This window comes from Niveispirillum sp. FG148, assembly GCF_057809655.1.
The window spans coordinates 139,005-154,083 of the sequence record NZ_JBMDKJ010000001.1 but is presented as its reverse complement, the minus strand read 5'-3'; the positions used below and the strand labels follow the sequence as shown (position 1 = coordinate 154,083).

The window sequence follows — 15,079 nt, the reverse complement described above, 5'->3', positions numbered from 1 at the left end:
CTTCGTGATTGACACGCCAAATAAATGAGGCCAATCTCATAAAAATTCAAGCGACAATGAGACCGTTATGAACGATGCCCTCGCAATTGCCGGGCCCGGCTTCCTGATGCCGGGCGCCGAACTGGGCCCTTCGGCCTGGATCACCATCACCCAGGAGATGATCAGTCAGTTCGGCCAGACCACCCTGGACCCCGATCCGATGCATGTCGATCCCGAATGGGCGCGGGCCAACGGACCCTATGGCGGCACCATCTCCTTCGGGTTCCTGACCCTGGCGCTGCTGACCCACATGCTGCACGACGCGGCCGGGACGGCGCCGGAAGCTGAACAGCGCCAGGCTGGCCATTTCCTGAATTACGGCTTCAACCGGCTGCGCTTCGTGGCGCCCGTGCGCTGTGGGGAGCGGGTGCGCGGCCATTTCAAGGTGGCGAAGGCCGGCTATGACAAGCAGGGCCGCTGGCAGACCGTCATGGCCTGCGAAGTGGAAATCGAAGGCCAGGAACGGCCCGCCCTGGTGGCGGAATGGCTGTCGATGCATGTCGCGGATTGATCCGATGCCGCCGGCATCACCCGTGATCAAAGGCGCGGAAATCGGCCTCTACGCCGCCGGTTCACTGGGCACCGGCATCTTTTCCACCGTGCCGTCCGTCCTCCTGCTCTATTTCTGCACCCAGATCCTGATGATCGCGCCGGGCGTCGCGGCCCTGCTGGTCTTCCTGCCCAAGGCGCTGGCCCTGTTCTGGGACCCGTTCGTGGGCGGATGGTCGGACCGTGCCACCAGCCGCTGGGGCCGCCGGCGTCCGTTCCTGCTGCTGGGCGCCCTGGGCACGGCATTGGCCTTTGTGGGCCTGTTCTCCCCACCCGACCTGCCATCCACCTGGATGATCGTCTGGGTCGGCCTGGCCTATCTGCTGCTGGTCGGCCTTTATGCCTTCTTTGCCGTACCCTATGTAGCATTGCCGGCGGAATTCACCAGCCAGGCCGATGAACGGGCGCGGCTGGTCGGCTGGCGCATGGCCGTGGTCATGATCGGGGTACTGGTGGGGGCCGGTCTGGCGCCGGTTCTGGTCGCGACCTTTGGCGGCGGTCGCGCCGGCTATGCCGGCATGGCGTTGTGGGTCGGCGGGGCATGCGCCCTGTTCATGCTGTGCCCGCTTCTGTTCCTGGCGGGACGGGACGGACCGGCAAGGCGACAGGGCGGTCAGCGCCGTTCCATCCTGCCTCCCTTCCGGCAGGCATGGCGCGACCGGCCCTATCGCCGGCTGCTGGCCGCCTATGTCCTGATGCTGACGGCGGCATCCCTGCCGTCATCGGCCACACCCTACTTCATCACCGGCCCCCTGGGCCGTGGAGAGGGCGATATCGGCACGGCCCTGGGCCTGATGCTGCTGGCCGCCAGTCTGGCCGCACCGCTGCTGGCACGGGCCGGGCGACGTTGGGGCGACCGCACCGTGTTGCGGGCGTCGATCCTGGCCTATCTGCTGGCCAGCATCCTGATTACGGGCGGGGTCTGGCTCGCGGCGGGCTGGCCGCTGATCCTGGCCGGCTTCGTGCTGGCCGGTCCTGCCTTCGCCGGGCAGCAGGTACTGCCCTACACCATGGTCAGCCACCTGATCCATGACCGCGCCGGAAAAGGCGAGGCGGAGGAAGGGGCGCTGATGGGCCTGTGGACAGCGGCGGAAAAACTGGGACTGGCGCTGGCACCGCTGGTGACGGGCCTGCTGCTGTCACTGTCCGGCGGCGATATCGCCGGATGGCTGGCCCCGCTGATCCTGGCCGCGACCTTCCTGTTCGGCGGCCTCTCCCTTTTCCTGCTGCGCGCGGGCGCGAATGACGCCCCAGACCTGACCGGAACCGGACCAACATGACCTTGCCCCTTCCCCCGCTGCTGCCCCGGATCAGCGATTACGCGACCTGGCAGGCCGACAGGCAGCCCGACGCCATCGCCATGAAGCTGGATGGTGCCACCACCAGCTATGCCGCGCTGGTCGCCCAGATTGACCGACTGGCCCGTGCCCTGCTGGCGGCCGGCGTACGCAAGGGCGACCGCGTCGCCACCTTGCAACCGCCCAATCCCCAATATGTCGTCGATTTCCTGGCCGCAGCCTCCATCGGCGCCATCTGGGTCGGGCTGAACCCCCGCTATCAGTTGGACGAACTGCGCTATGTCGTCACCGATGCGGAACCGCGGGTGCTGCTGGGCCGACAGCGGATCGGCGACCGGCGCTACGATGTCGATCTGACGGCCCTGGCCGCCGCCTGCCCCGCGGTGACGCATCTGGTCCTGCATGAAGCAGAGGAGCCGCTGCCGGGGGCCATCGCGCTGGAGACGTTCCTGGCGGCCGGCGCGGGGGTGGATGATGCGCAACTGGCGACAGCGCGGGCCGATTGCGGTGGGCGCGATCCCTGCCTGATTGTCTACACCTCCGGTTCCACCGGCAAGCCGAAGGGCGCGCTGCTGCATCATGACGGATTGGCACGGTTCAGCCTGGGCCAGAATCAGATCTGGCCGCTGGACCCGCTGCGCGTCATCAACTATTTCCCCATCAATCATGTGGGCTGTGTGGCCGATTGCACGCTGCCCTGCCTGCTGGCCGGCGGCACGCTGATTTTCATGGAAAAGTTCGATGCCGGCGAATGCCTGCGCCTGATGCAGGCGGAACGGATCACGCTCTGGGGCTCCGTCCCCAGCACCTTCCCGATGCTGCTGGACCATCCCGGTTTCGCGACGACGGATCTTTCGGCCGTGCAGCTGATCGTCTGGGGCGGTGCCAGCATGGATGCGGCCACCATCGACCGGCTGGCGGCCATTCAGCCGCGGATGGCGACCAATTACGGCATGACCGAAACCACCAGTGCGATCACGGTGCTGGAACCCGTCACCGACGCCGAATTGCTGGCACATTCGGTCGGGCACGCGTTTGACGGTGTGGAGATCCGGCTGGCCGACGCGGATGACCGGCCCGTGTCCGATGGCACGCCGGGGGAGATCCAGGCGCGATCGCCGCTGAATTTCCTGCGCTACTGGCGGCGGCCCGACGCCACGGCGGAAGCGTTCACGGCCGATGGCTTCTTCCGCACGGGCGATCTGGCCGTGCGGCGGCCCGATGGGCGGTACCGCATCGTCGGCCGGATCAAGGAGATGTACAAATCCGGCGGCTACAACGTCTATCCACGGGAGGTGGAGGCTGTGCTGCGCGCCTGCCCCGGGGTGACCGACGCCGCCATTGTCGCCATCCCTGACCCCGTCTGGCAGGAAGTCGGGATCGCCTATATCACCGCCGCAGGCCCGGTGGAAATGGCAGCGATACAGGCGTTCCTGCGCGACCGGCTCGCCCATTACAAGCTGCCCAAGCGAATCATCCTGCTGGACGAGCTGCCCTTGCTGCCGATCGGCAAGATCGACAAGGCATCGTTGAAGCAGCGCGCCCTGGCCACATTCACGATCGGCTGACGGGACCCCTTCGACGGCATCCGGCACGCCCCACCCGCGCGCCGGATGCCGTGTCATGTCCGCACGAACCCTGCCTTTGCGCGCAACCGCGCCGCCGAAAGACGCCCACCGTCACGGTCATTTTATAAAATTGAGATCATACTCATTTTTCCTTGACTGGAGGCGCGGTTCGGCATTCGATCAGGGCTACGGCGCGGATGGAACAACCATCGCCGACCGGCCCGGTGCCGGCGGACGCGCTGTCGGGAGCTTCACCGTCATTTCCTGGGGGATTACGAATGAACAAGCGAGTGATGCGCGGCGTCGGCCTGTCCTGCGCAGCGATTGCCTTCCAGGCCGCGCTGCCGGCCGTGGCGCAGCAGACGGAGACGTCCGGCGTCGTGCTGGAGGAAATTGTGGTCACGGCCCAGCGCCGGGCTGAAAGCATGCAGGACACCGCCGTATCCATCAGCGCGCTGACGGGCACCGATCTGAAGGATGCCGGCATCGGCCGGCTGGAGGATGCGTCCAGCGCCCTGCCCAATGTCTATATCGGGCCGCGGGATCTGCGTACCACCTCCATCACCATCCGCGGCATCTCCGCCGATCTGAACAATCCAGGCCTGGATCAGAGTGTGGGCGTCTATGTCGATGGCGTCTATATGGGCCGCGCGGCCACCATCAATTCCAACCTGTTCGATCTGGAGCGGATCGAGGCGCTGCGCGGGCCGCAGGGCACGCTGTACGGGCGCAACACAGTGGCGGGCGCCGTCAATTTCATTACCCGCAAACCCACCGCAGAGGCTCGCACGGCGGGCAGCCTGTCCATCGGCAATTACAGCGCCGCGCGCGCTAATGCCGTCACGTCGGGGGCCCTGACCGATACGCTTTTCGCCTCCATCTCCGCATCCCTGGATACGCGCGACGGACTGGTCCATAACAAGGCCACGGGCACCGATCTGGACGATGTCAACGGGTCCGGCGGGCGCCTGACCCTGGTCTATGATCCCGGCGGAGATGTCGATGTGACGCTCCGCGCCGATGCATCGCGCGACCGCACCCATTCCGGCGCTTTCGACATCCTGAAGAACGGGGTTATGGCCGGCACCCCGCTGGCCGATGCCGATCCCTATGATCGCACGGTCAACCAATCCACCGACACGACCCAGAAACGCGATGTCTATGGCGCCTCGGCCGAACTGAACTGGCGGGCAGAGCCGGGCACGCTGACGGCCATCACGGCCGGCCGCGGCTACAAATGGGATAATATCCAGGAGAATGACTATACCGTTCTCGACATGCTGGACACGGGCATCAAGGAAAAGCAGAGCCAGCTGTCCCAGGAAGTGCGCTTTGCCAGTGATTCAGCCGATCGGTTCAGCTATGTGGTCGGCGCCTTCTATTTCGACCAGCAGCTGGACACCATCTCCAAGGTGCAGGTGGGCACCGATCTTGGCATCTATCCCAAGCGGGTGCCCGTCTCCATCTATGCCGATGTCAATACCAAGAGCTATGCTGCCTTCGGCCGCGCCACCTATCGTCTGACCGACAGCGTCAACATCGCTGCCGGCCTGCGTTACACCTATGAAGAGAAGAAGGTCGATTTCAAGCAGGATGGCGACCCCTATGGCGCCATTGCCGGATCGATCCCCCGCCGCCTGATCAAGGGGGACGAGGACAAGGTGTCCCCGTCCCTGACGCTGGAATGGCGGCCGCAGGAAGACATGCTGACCTATGCCAGCTACAGCCAGGGCTACAAGTCAGGCGGCTTCAACATCTATTCGATCACGGCCACCGACGATGCGTCCTACAAGCCGGAGAATGTGGACAATTACGAAGTCGGCCTGAAAAGCGAGTTCCTGGACCGGCATCTGCGCTTCAATGCGGCCGCCTTCTTCATGGATTACCGTGACCTGCAACAGAACCAGCTGGTCACCACGGCCGGCGGCATTTCCCGCTTTCAGACAGCCAATGCCGCCAAGGTGGAAAGCAAGGGGGTGGAACTGGAACTGACCGCCATCCCGATGCAGGAGCTGCAGGTGACGGTCAATTATGGCTATGTCGACGCCACCTTCACCTCCTACCCCAACGCCACCGCGAAGGGGGCCGATTACACCGGCAACCATCTGGCCCTGGCGCCAGCGCACACCTTCAGCGCCGCAGCCGAATGGACCCGGCCGCTGGTGAACGATCTGGAATTCTACTTGCGGGGCGAGGTCAGCTATCGCAGCCGCATCTTCTTCGCCTCCAACAACACGTTTGACGATCCGGGGCTGACCCTGCTGAACGCGCGAGCCGGCATCGGTCCGGAAAGCGGTGCCTGGCGGGTCACGTTCTGGGGCCGCAATCTGACCAACGAAACCTACGCCATCAACCAGTTCGAAGGCGCGGTTCTCTCCGGCCAGGTGGTCCAGGCTCTGGGCACGCTCCGTACCTACGGCGTCGAGCTGTCGTTCCAGTTCTGATAGCGCCATGAAAACGGGCCCCCGCGGCGTCGCGGGGGCCCTCATCTTGTCTTTATGAAGCCACCGCGGTCACAGGCGTTTCACGATATCCCGCGAGATGACTTCCTTCATGATCTCTGACGTGCCGCCATAGATGCGTTCGATGCGCGCGTCCACGAAGGCCCGGGCGATCGGATATTCCATCATATAGCCGTAGCCGCCATGAAGCTGCACGCATTCGTCGACGACACGGCCCAGCATCTCTGAATGCCAGAGCTTGCCGGCAGCCGCATCCACAGCCGTCAGCCGGTTCGACAGCCGTGCCGTCAGCAACTGGTCGCAGAAGGCCCGTCCGGCCATGATCTGCGCCTCCATCTCCGCCAGCTTGAAGCGCGTGTTCTGGAAATCGATGATGTGCTGGCCGAATGCCCGGCGGTCCGCCGTATAGGCGATGGTTTGGGCCAGTGCGGCCTCCGCCCTGCCCTGGCAGAGGATGGAGACGATCAACCGCTCCTGGGGCAGCCCCTCCATCATGTGGATGAAGCCCTTGCCCGCCTGCCCCAGGAGATTGTCAGCCGGCACGATCACATCGTCGAAGAACAGTTCGGCCGTGTCCTGCGCATGCTGACCCATCTTGCGCAGGTTGCGTCCGCGCGAAAAGCCCGGCGCATCCCCTTCCACCACGATCAGGGAGATGCCGTGGGCACCCTTTCCCGGATCGGTCAGGCAGGCGACAATGATGATATCGGCATTGTGCCCGTTGGTGATGAAAGTCTTCTGACCATTGATCCGCCAGCCATCGCCATGGGGAACCGCCACCGTCTTGATCCCGGCCAGGTCAGACCCGGCACCGGGTTCGGTCATGGCGATGGCGCCGATCCTTGTGCCCGCCACCATGGCCGGCAACAGCCGCTGTTTCAGCGCCGCACTGCCGAATTCCTGGATATAGGGCGCGACGATCAGCGAATGCAGGGGAAAGCCGGCCCCCGTGGCACCGATCCGCGCCAGTTCCTCGCACACCACGATGTCGAAGCGGATATCGGTGCCGGTGCCGCCATATTCCTCCGGCAACCAGGCGCAGAGCAGGCCCAGCGCCCCCGCTTCCTGCCAGATTTCCTTCGGCACCCGGTGCCCTTCCATCCAGGCATCCTGATTGGGCAGCACGCTGTCTTCGCAGAAGCGGCGGACGGTGGCACGAAAGCTTTCATGGTCGTCGTTGAAAATCGCCATTCTTTCCATGGTCTGTTCCTTGATCTTGAAAGACAGGGCGTGGTCAGGGCCGCGTCCCGAAGGATGGCCGGCCCCGTTGCTCCGGCAACAGGCGGTAGGCATCCTTCACCCAGTCGCACAGCAGGGGCCGCGTTTCCCTGGGGTCGATAATGTCCTGCACCCCAAACCGTTCCGCCGTGCGGAAGGGCGAGGCAATGTCCTCAAGCTGCTGTTCGATGGCGGCGATGGCGGCCCGACGGTCGGGCGCGCGGTCCAGTTCCGCCCTGAACGCCGCCTCGATCCCCCCCTGCTGCGGGATTGATCCCCAGCGGGCCGAGGGCCAGGCCCAGCTTCGGCCGGCACGGTGACGGTTGACGATGCCCGCCCCGCCGACCCCGAACACGCGCCGCAGGATAATCTCCGCCTGGGGCACAGTCGCCTGATAAAGGGCGGTGATGGCGCGGGCGCCAAAGCGGATGGTGCCGGCCCGCTCCGCCGCTGCCCCGATCGACATGCCCGCCTGGTCGGTCAGGCTGACGATGGGCAGGTGGAAGGTCTGGCACAGATCGACCAGACGGGTGACGGCCATGGCGCCTTGCGCCGTCATGGTCGCCCCCTTCTCCGGATCGGTGGCCAGCACGCCGACGGGACGGCCATCCAGCCGGGCCAGGGCAGTGACGGTCGACCCGCCATAGTCGGCAAAGCGGAACAGCGACCCTTCATCGAAGATGGCCCGCAGGATGGGCGCGATGGCATAGGGGCGCCGATCGTTGCGCGGGATGGCGGCGGCCAGGGCCGGCTCTCGCCGGTCGCAGGGATCGGCACTGTCCTGACAGGGTGGCAGGTCGAACACGCTGGACGGCATGTAGGACAGGAAGCGCCGGATGGCATCGAACGCGGCCGGTTCGTCGGGCAGGATGCGGTCGACCATGCCGTTATCGGCATGGATCGCGGTACCGCCCAGTTCCTCCTTCGACAGATCCTCACGCGTCGCGGACCGGACGATGGGCGGGCCGGCCGTGAAAATCTGACCAATCCCCGCCACCATGACGGAAAAATGCGACATGGCCAGCCGCGCCGCGCCCAGCCCGACCGTTGGCCCCAGGCAGGCAGCGGCGACGGGGACCAGGGACAGGTTGTCTGTCACCGCGTCCCATCCGGGGTTGACCGGCAGATAATGGAATCCCTGTTCCAGCGCCATGGTGACGCTGCCGCCGCCGCTGGCACCATCCAGCAGGCGCACGACGGGCAGGCGCATCTCGCCGGCATACCGTTCGATGAAGATCTGCTTCTCATGGATGGCTGCATCGCCCGATCCGGCCCGCAGGGTGAAATCATCCACACCGATGACCAGCTTGCGCCCATCGGCGCGGATCGTGCCGCCGATGAAGTTGGCGGGCGACAGCCTTCCGTCCTGATCGGCAAAGCCCGTCAGGGCGCCGATTTCCAGAAAACTGCCGGGATCGCCGAAGCGGTCGATCCGTTCGCGGGCTGTCAGCTTGCCCGCCGCGTGCTGGCGCGCGATCTTGTCCGGCCCGCCCATACCCCGGGCGATGGCAAGACGACGCTCGATCTCCGCAATCTCCGGCTGCCATCCGTCGGCGACCTCGTCCTTTTCAGCCGGTCCGGGGGCATGTGGGGTGGCACCGTCGTCCGCCCGCAGCAGGATCAGCGATGCCCCGGCCGCCACCTGCCCATCCCGCGCGACCCGGACCGCGGCAACAATACCCGCGCATGGTGCCACCACCGGGTGTTCCATCTTCATGGCCTCCAGAACCAGCAACAGCTGCCCCGGCCGTACATGGTCGCCAGCCCCGACCGAGATCTGGATGATGATCCCCGCCATCGGGGCGCGCACCGTCAACCCTGGCTCTGCGTCCGCGTGCGACAGGACGCCCGTCGCCCCCTCCGCGATGACTGGCGGGACACCGTCGATCGGCGACGGACCGGGTGCCGGCTGCCATCGGGCGGCGGCGGACAACAATTCGCCCAGATGCGCGGCGATAAACCCCGTGTCGAACCGCCCGGACAGGAACAGCGGATGTTCCAGAATGCCGGCGATGAAGGGGATGTTCGTCTCCACCCCCTCCACCCGGAATTCCCGCAACCCCTGGGCGACGCCCCTGGCCGCCGCCGGGAAGGAGGGACCGCGGACGATCAGCTTGGCCAGCAGCGGGTCGTACCGTGTGCTGGTCGCGTAGCCCGGATGGCCCATCCCGTCCACGCGCACGTTCGGTCCCGACGGCGGCTCATAGGTGCCAAGGCGCCCCGCGCTGGGAACCGCCGTGCCGTCGGCGCACATGGTTTCCAGATTGATACGGGCCTGGATGGCCCAACCCCTGGGGGCCGGGGGCTCCAGCAGACCAAGGTCGGACAGCGACGCCCCGAAGGCGATGGCGATCTGCGTCTGGACCAGATCGACGCCTGTGATTTCCTCGCTGATCGTATGTTCGACCTGCAGCCGCGGGTTGGCCTCGATGAACCAGAAATCCGGACCGGCCACAAGAAACTCGAATGTGCCAAGGCCCTTGTAGGCGACATGACGGGCCAGGGTCAGGGAGGCGTCGATCAGGCGCTGGCGAAGGGCGGGGGCCAGTTCAGGCGCCGGCGCGATCTCGACCAGCTTCTGGTGGCGGCGCTGGATGGAGCAGTCCCGTTCCCACAGATGGCTGACCCGGCCGTCACCATCGCCGACCACCTGGACCTCGATATGGCGGGCCGCCGGCAACAGCCGTTCCACATACAGGTCGCCATTGCCGAAGGCCATCATGGCTTCCGACGCACAGCGTGCGTAGGCCTGTTCCAGGTCGGCCGGATCATGCACGACCCGCATGCCGCGTCCGCCACCGCCGGCCACCGCCTTCAGCATGACCGGCCCCTGCACCAGTGCAAAGGCATGTGCCTGATCCAGCGATGTCGGGCCATCGGTACCGGCAGCGACGGGCACACCCAGCCCTATCGCCAAGGCACGGGCGGCGATCTTGTTGCCGAACAGGTCCAGCGTTTCGGGCGACGGACCGATGAAGGTCAGCCCGGATGCCGCACAGGCCCGGGCAAAGGCGGCATTCTCGCTGAGGAAGCCATAGCCGGGATGGACCGACCTGCACCCGGTCCGTATGGCGACGTCGATGATCGACGCCATATCCAGATAGGCGGCTGGCCCCTGTCCCGGCAAAGACCAGCTTTCGTCAGCATGGCGGCAATGGGGCGCGTCCGCCTCGTCGGTCGCATGGATGGCGACAGTGGTCTGCCCCAGCATCCTGGCGGCGCGTGCAATCCGGATGGCAATCTCGCCCCGGTTCGCCACCAATAACTTTTCCATTGGTCTCTCCATGCTTTCGCCCGGTGGCGACAGGGCGCGGGGTCAGTACAGCACCTCGAACAGGCCGGCGGCACCCATGCCGCCGCCGACACACATGGTCACGACGACGTGCCGCACACCCCGGCGCCGCCCCTCGATCAGGGCATGGCCCACCATGCGGGTGCCGGACATGCCATAGGGGTGACCGACGGAGATGCCGCCACCATTCACATTCAGAATGTCAGGCGGAATGCCCAGGCGGGCGGCACAGTAAAGCACCTGCACCGCAAAGGCCTCGTTCAGCTCCCAGAGGCCGATATCGTCGATCTTCAGCCCGTACCGTGCCAGCAGCTTCGGTACGGCGAAGACAGGGCCGATGCCCATCTCGTCCGGTTCCGTCCCCGCCACCGCCATGCCCAGATAGCGTCCCAAGGGCCGCAGCCCCCGTCGCACGGCCGTATCCTGATCCATCAGCACACAGGCTGACGACCCGTCGGAAAGCTGACTGGCATTACCGGCCGTGACGCAGCCGTCGGGGCCGACGGCCGGCCGCAGCGCTGCCAGCCCCTCCAGCGTCGTGTCGGGACGGTTGCCCTCGTCCCGCGTCACCGTGACATCGCGAAAGATCGTGTGCCCCGTCGCCTTGTCGATCACCGCCATACGGGCCGTGACGGGCACGATCTCCGCGTCGAACGCACCGGCGGCCTGGGCCCGGGCTGTGCGCTGCTGTGACAGCAGAGCATATTCGTCCATCCGCTCCCGGCTGATGCCGTAGCGCCTGGCCACGATCTCCGCTGTTTCCAGCATGGGCATATAGGCGGTCGGAACCATGGCCAGCAGCTCTGCGTCCGGATCGCCGCGCATGGATGGCCCCTGGACCAGGGAAATGGATTCCACCCCCGCCGCCACGCAGATATCCATGCCGTCGACGATCACCTGCTTGGCCGCCGTCGCTACCGCCATCAGGCCGGATGCACATTGGCGGTCAATCGACTGGCCGGCAACCGTCACCGGCAGGCCGGCACGCAGGGCGGCATTCCGGCCAATGGCAACCTGCGACCCCTGTTGCAGGGCCGCCCCGACCACAACATCGCCGATATCGGCGGGGTCGATGCCCGCCCGTGCCACGGCGGCCCGGATGGCGTGGGCGGCCAGTGTCGGTGCCGGGGTCGCGTTGAAGCTCCCCTTGAAGGCCCGCCCGATCGGCGTGCGGGCCGTGGAGACGATGACGGCATCACGCCTGCTCATGCCACCCCTCCCGTGCGGGTCGCGCCGGCAGCAAAATCGATCTCGCTTCCCATATTCTCTCCTCTGCCTGCCGTCGGTGACGGCAGGCATTGAAACAATAGTGATCTCAGTTTTATTTCATGGACCTGAAGCCGCGGCCGTCCATCCGTTCAGAACGCGACCTTCATTTCCACGCCATAGGTTGCGGGTTCACCCAAGGTGATCAGCTTCTGACCGTTGAGCGTGTTGTCGTAGAGATCGAACAGACGCGTCATATAGGTCTTGTCGAAGACATTCTTCCCGTACAGCGCAAGGCGCCAGATGTCGTCTTCCGACGCCAGCGTCAGCCGCAGATTGACCAGGCCATAGGCGCCGACCCGGCCATCGGGATCGTTATTGGTGGTCAGGTAGGTGCGGCCCCGCAGCTGGTACTCCGCCTGGAAGGACAGCGGTCCGAACTGCGTCGGCAATGTATATTCGCCCTCGATCAGGCCCGTATAGTCGGGCGCGTAGGGAATATGGTCCAGCGGCTTGCCATTGGGCTGCTTGCCTTCATCATAGGCCGCATCCTGGACCGACAGGTTGCCCGTCAGCCGCAGACGCGACGTGACCCGCGCGGTCGCCTCCAGCTCGATGCCCCGGCTGTGCGCCTTGCCCGCATTGAGGATGATGGGGTTGTAGAACGTGGTCGCCGGATTCTGCGCCGTGATCTGGATGCTGTCCCATTCCATCGTATAAAGCGCAATGTTCAGCGCGAGGCGGCGGTTGAACAGTTCGGTCTTCACCCCCGCCTCATAGTTCCACAGCGTCTCCGGCCCGAAGGCAATGCCGTTGGCATCACCCAGCGCGTCGTTGAAGCCACCGCTCTTGAAGCCTTTGGCCGCGCTGATATAGGTCATCACTTCGGGGCTGACCCGGAAGCGAATGTTGGCGTTGGGGGTGAAACGGCCCCAGCTGTCCTCCGCCTTGACGGTCGTGGAGCCACCCAGGATCTGATACGGATCGACCTGGCTGTAATCGATGCGCTTTTCATCGTGGGTGTAACGGCCGCCCAGAGTCACATCGATGCGGCTGTCCGCCGACCAGGTGGCGCTGGCGAAGGCCGCCTTGCTGATGGTCGTCATCCGGCCCGTCGACCCAATGACAAGGCCGTTCATCGCCGGCACACCGAACAGGTCGGCCGTCGCAGAACCCAGTTCAATGAAGCTCTGGTTGTCCGCCTTCTGATGGAAATAATAGACGCCAGCCAGCCAGGACAGCGCCCCGGCGGTGCCCGCGACGCGGAATTCGTTGGAAACCCGCTTCACCTGCTCCGGATCGCCATCATAGCTGAAGGAGAGCTGGCATCGGCAGGTGTCGGTATCGCTGCCATAATCGTGCTGGCGGTAGGAAAGGATGTCGACAATCTCGATATCCCCCAGCACCGTCTTGAAATTGGCCGCATAACCGTCGGAATTCAGCATTTCCCGGCTGGGGCGATTGGCATTGACCTTGCGGTCGAACGGATCGGTATTCAATGCATAGCCCTTTGCCAGCAGCATTTTCGTGGCAAGGGCAGAGGGGTTGTATTTCAGCGTCTCGAAGACCAGCGTTTCCTGGTTGGCTTCAGCGTGATCGGCAGTGACCAGCAGTTCCGTGTCGGGGCCCGGCGTGAACAGCAGCTGTGCCCGCCCCGACCAGGTCCGGCGGTTGTTGACGTCCCGGTCCAGGAACAGATTGTGTTCATAGCCATCGCGATGATCAACAATGGCCGCCACCTTGGCACTCAGTATGCCCTCGACCAGCGGACCGGACAGCGACGCCCCCAGTCGGCGGCGCTGGTAATTGCCCAGATCGGCGGTGACGGATCCTTCCACATCGTCGCCCGGCCGCGCCGTGGTGATGGCAATCACGCCGCCGATGGTGTTCCGGCCATAAAGCGTGCCCTGCGGTCCCCGCATCACCTCCACCCGGGCGATGTCGTAAAGGTCCAGATTGGCGCCGGGACCCTGGCCCACATAGACTTCATCGACATAATAGCCGACGGCCGGATCGGCACCGGCCGACCCGGCAGAGCCGACCACGCCACGCAGGGATGTCGGCGAGAGCTTGAGGTCGCCGAAATTCCCGTAATTCAGCCCCGGTGTCACCTTCGCCACATCGACCAGGGAGGCAAGCCCGCGCCGGGCCAGCGCCTCCTCGTCAAGGGCAGTGATGGAAATCGGCGTGTCCTGAAGCCGCTCCGTCTTTTTGCGAGCCGTCACCACGATCTCTTCCAAGACGACGGCCTCCTCGGCCGGCGGCTTCCCATCCGCCTGTGCCCAGGCCGGCACGCCCCCCAGAACCAGGACCGGCGCCACCCCCAATAGCCATCCGCGAAATCCCATTTCAGCCTCCCCGCTTTTTAATGAAGTTGAGATCATACTCATTTTTCAGCAGCTGGGAAGCTGAATCCGTGCTGACGCGGTGACTGCATCATCCTGCCGGCCAGTTTCGTCGACGGGACAGGAGCGTCCGGCATCTCCCCGGCACCGAAACCTGGAAGCGGCTTGACTCAGTTTCATTATTCGACGATCATAGAAAAATGGAAACGAAAGCTGCCACCGACGCCTTTGCTGCCCTGTCCCAGGAAACGCGCCTGGGCATCTTCCGCTTGCTTGTCCGTGTGGGCCCGAACGGGCTGACGGCAGGTGAAGTGGGGCAGCAAATGGGCGTGCCCGCGTCCACCTTGTCGCACCATCTGGCCACCCTGGAACGGGCGGGCCTGCTGCGATCCTGGCGGGTGCAGCGGCACATCCATTACGCCACCGATTTCGAGGGCACGCGCCGGCTGCTCAGCTTCCTGGTCGAAGATTGCTGTGCCGGCCGGCCGGAACTTTGCGGCAGCGGCATCATGGATGCCGCCGTTGCGTGCACCGCCGCCTGCGGCCCCGAACCACACGGGCCCGAACCCGCTGGAGGAAGTGATGAGTGACACGCCCTACAATGTGCTGTTCCTGTGTACCCATAACAGCGCACGCAGCGTCATGGCCGAATGCATCCTGAACAAGGAAGGCAGCGGGCGTTTCCATGCCTACAGTGCCGGCAGCCAGCCATCCGGCCGCATCAATCCCTTCGTGAAGGATCTGCTGGAACGTCTGGGACACGATCTCACGGGCGTGCGCTCCAAGACCTGGGATGAATTCGCACTACCGGACGCGCCGCAGATGGATTTCATCTTCACGGTCTGCGACAACGCCGCCGGGGAGGTGTGCCCGGTCTGGCCGGGGCACCCGATGACCGCGCATTGGGGCTTTCCCGACCCGTCATCGGCCACTGGCACCGACGCCGAGAAGGCGGCCTTCACCGCGGACGTCTATCGCCAGATCCAGCGCAGGCTGCAGCTGTTCATGAGCCTGCCCCTGGCCTCGCTCGACAAGATGGCGTTGAAACGCAAGCTGGCGGAAATGGCGCAGCAGGGGGGCGGGTCATGACCGGCCTCGCCCC

10 protein-coding genes are annotated in these 15,079 nt (G+C 65.2%); 6 read left to right on the top strand and 4 right to left on the bottom strand.

Going from position 1 to position 15,079, the window contains the following annotated elements:
* Positions 1-67 precede the first annotated feature (67 nt).
* The 4 genes from ACODTW_RS00665 (at position 68) to ACODTW_RS00650 (ending at position 5,898) form a co-directional block, all read left to right on the top strand.
* A complete protein-coding gene (locus ACODTW_RS00665; RefSeq protein WP_488943935.1) occupies positions 68-550 on the top strand; it encodes a MaoC family dehydratase in 483 nt (160 codons plus the stop codon).
* Positions 537-1,868, top strand: coding sequence for an MFS transporter (locus tag ACODTW_RS00660; protein ID WP_488943934.1), 1,332 nt, complete (start codon positions 537-539; stop codon positions 1,866-1,868). Before ACODTW_RS00665 ends, ACODTW_RS00660 begins: the two co-directional genes overlap by 14 nt.
* Positions 1,865-3,454, top strand: a complete 1,590-nt coding sequence (locus ACODTW_RS00655; RefSeq protein ID WP_488943933.1) for a class I adenylate-forming enzyme family protein — start codon at positions 1,865-1,867, stop codon at positions 3,452-3,454. Before ACODTW_RS00660 ends, ACODTW_RS00655 begins: the two co-directional genes overlap by 4 nt.
* A gap of 278 nt (positions 3,455-3,732) precedes the next feature.
* Complete coding sequence (locus ACODTW_RS00650; RefSeq protein WP_488943932.1) at positions 3,733-5,898, top strand: TonB-dependent receptor; 2,166 nt, start codon at positions 3,733-3,735, stop codon at positions 5,896-5,898.
* Positions 5,899-5,967: 69 nt separating this feature from the next.
* Here ACODTW_RS00650 and ACODTW_RS00645 read toward each other — a convergent pair whose 3' ends face one another.
* The 4 genes from ACODTW_RS00645 to ACODTW_RS00630 all read right to left on the bottom strand — a co-directional run bounded on the left by ACODTW_RS00645 (position 5,968) and on the right by ACODTW_RS00630 (position 13,980).
* Positions 5,968-7,107, bottom strand: a complete 1,140-nt coding sequence (locus ACODTW_RS00645; protein ID WP_488943931.1) for an acyl-CoA dehydrogenase family protein — start codon at positions 7,105-7,107, stop codon at positions 5,968-5,970.
* A 43-nt stretch (positions 7,108-7,150) separates the two neighbouring features.
* The gene (locus ACODTW_RS00640; RefSeq protein WP_488943930.1) at positions 7,151-10,408 is read right to left on the bottom strand and encodes an acetyl-CoA carboxylase family protein; all 3,258 of its coding nucleotides are present in this window, start codon (positions 10,406-10,408) and stop codon (positions 7,151-7,153) included.
* A gap of 42 nt (positions 10,409-10,450) precedes the next feature.
* Positions 10,451-11,635 (bottom strand): acetyl-CoA C-acyltransferase, encoded by a 1,185-nt coding sequence (locus ACODTW_RS00635; RefSeq protein ID WP_488943929.1) that lies wholly within the window; start codon positions 11,633-11,635, stop codon positions 10,451-10,453.
* Positions 11,636-11,784: 149 nt separating this feature from the next.
* The gene (locus tag ACODTW_RS00630) at positions 11,785-13,980 is read right to left on the bottom strand and encodes a TonB-dependent receptor (RefSeq protein ID WP_488943928.1); all 2,196 of its coding nucleotides are present in this window, start codon (positions 13,978-13,980) and stop codon (positions 11,785-11,787) included.
* Positions 13,981-14,177: 197 nt separating this feature from the next.
* Between ACODTW_RS00630 and ACODTW_RS00625 the strand changes: the two genes are divergently transcribed.
* Together ACODTW_RS00625 and ACODTW_RS00620 are read left to right on the top strand one after the other, a co-directional pair.
* Positions 14,178-14,567 (top strand): ArsR/SmtB family transcription factor, encoded by a 390-nt coding sequence (locus tag ACODTW_RS00625; protein WP_488943927.1) that lies wholly within the window; start codon positions 14,178-14,180, stop codon positions 14,565-14,567.
* On the top strand, positions 14,560-15,066 hold the full coding sequence (locus ACODTW_RS00620) for an arsenate reductase ArsC (protein WP_488943926.1): 507 nt from the start codon (positions 14,560-14,562) through the stop codon (positions 15,064-15,066). Before ACODTW_RS00625 ends, ACODTW_RS00620 begins: the two co-directional genes overlap by 8 nt.
* Positions 15,067-15,079 lie beyond the last annotated feature (13 nt).

Coding starts and splice junctions, on each gene's coding strand:
- ACODTW_RS00660 (WP_488943934.1), top strand. CDS start 537: ATGTCGCGGATTGATCCGATGCCGCCGGCATCACCCGTGATCAAAGGC.
- ACODTW_RS00640 (WP_488943930.1), bottom strand. CDS start 10,408: ATGGAAAAGTTATTGGTGGCGAACCGGGGCGAGATTGCCATCCGGATT.
- ACODTW_RS00635 (WP_488943929.1), bottom strand. CDS start 11,635: ATGAGCAGGCGTGATGCCGTCATCGTCTCCACGGCCCGCACGCCGATC.
- ACODTW_RS00650 (WP_488943932.1), top strand. CDS start 3,733: ATGAACAAGCGAGTGATGCGCGGCGTCGGCCTGTCCTGCGCAGCGATT.
- ACODTW_RS00645 (WP_488943931.1), bottom strand. CDS start 7,107: ATGGCGATTTTCAACGACGACCATGAAAGCTTTCGTGCCACCGTCCGC.
- ACODTW_RS00620 (WP_488943926.1), top strand. CDS start 14,560: ATGAGTGACACGCCCTACAATGTGCTGTTCCTGTGTACCCATAACAGC.
- ACODTW_RS00665 (WP_488943935.1), top strand. CDS start 68: ATGAACGATGCCCTCGCAATTGCCGGGCCCGGCTTCCTGATGCCGGGC.
- ACODTW_RS00625 (WP_488943927.1), top strand. CDS start 14,178: ATGGAAACGAAAGCTGCCACCGACGCCTTTGCTGCCCTGTCCCAGGAA.
- ACODTW_RS00655 (WP_488943933.1), top strand. CDS start 1,865: ATGACCTTGCCCCTTCCCCCGCTGCTGCCCCGGATCAGCGATTACGCG.
- ACODTW_RS00630 (WP_488943928.1), bottom strand. CDS start 13,980: ATGGGATTTCGCGGATGGCTATTGGGGGTGGCGCCGGTCCTGGTTCTG.